At 68.5% G+C, this 1198-nt stretch carries 1 pseudogene; it reads left to right on the plus strand.

Annotated elements, in window-relative coordinates:
- Positions 1-1198 (plus strand): annotated as a pseudogene (locus tag ABZ815_RS52815) (DNA-directed RNA polymerase subunit beta); the annotation flags it as partial.

Raw genomic sequence — 1198 nt, forward strand, 5'->3', positions numbered from 1 at the left:
AATCCCAAGCGGTACGACCTGGCCAAGGTGGGCCGCTACAAGATCAACAAGAAGCTCGGGGTCGACTCCGAGATCACGCAGGGCACGCTGACCGAGGACGACGTCGTCTCGATGATCGAGTACCTGGTGCGGCTGCACGCGGGCGAGCCGTCCATGGGCGGTGTCGTCGTGGAGCTCGACGACATCGACCACTTCGGCAACCGGCGCATCCGCAGCGTCGGCGAGCTCGTCCAGAACCAGGTCCGGCTGGGCCTGGCCCGCATGGAGCGCGTCGTGCGCGAGCGGATGACCACCCAGGACGTCGAGGCGATCACGCCGCAGACCCTGATCAACATCCGCCCGGTGGTGGCGTCGATGAAGGAGTTCTTCGGCACCTCGCAGCTGTCGCAGTTCATGGACCAGATCAACCCGCTGGCCGGCCTGACGCACAAACGCCGCCTGAACGCCCTTGGCCCCGGCGGCCTGTCCCGTGAGCGGGCCGGCATGGAGGTCCGTGACGTGCACCCGTCCCACTACGGCCGGATGTGCCCGATCGAGACCCCCGAGGGCCCGAACATCGGCCTGATCGGCTACCTCGCCTGCTACGGCCGCCTCAACGCCTTCGGCTTCATCGAGACGCCCTACCGCAAGGTCGTCGAGGGCCGGGTCACCGACCGCGTCGACTACCTGACCGCCGACGAGGAGGACCGGTTCGTGGTCGCCCAGGCGAACTCGTCCCTGGGCGAGGACGGCGAGCTGGTGGACCCCCGCGTCCTGGTCCGCACCAGGGGCGGCGAGACCGAGTACGTGGCCTCCCGCGAGGTCGACTACATCGACGTGTCGCCGCGCCAGATGGTGTCGGTGGCCACCGCGATGATCCCGTTCCTGGAGCACGACGACGCCAACCGGGCCCTGATGGGCGCGAACATGCAGCGCCAGTCGGTGCCGCTGATCCGGAGCGAGGCGCCGCTGGTCGGCACCGGCATGGAGTACCGTGCCGCGACCGACGCCGGCGACGTCATCAGCGCCGATAAGGCCGGTGTGGTCGAGGAGGTCTCCGCCGACCTCATCACGGTCATGAACGACGACGGCACGCGTACCACCTATCGGGTCGCCAAGTTCAGGCGCTCCAACCAGGGCACCTCCTTCAACCAGAAGCCCATCGTCGCCGAGGGCGACCGGGTCGAGGTCAACCAGGTCATCGCCGACGGCCCCTGCA

The organism is Nonomuraea sp. NPDC047529, from assembly GCF_040642995.1.
GTDB lineage: Bacteria > Actinomycetota > Actinomycetes > Streptosporangiales > Streptosporangiaceae > Nonomuraea.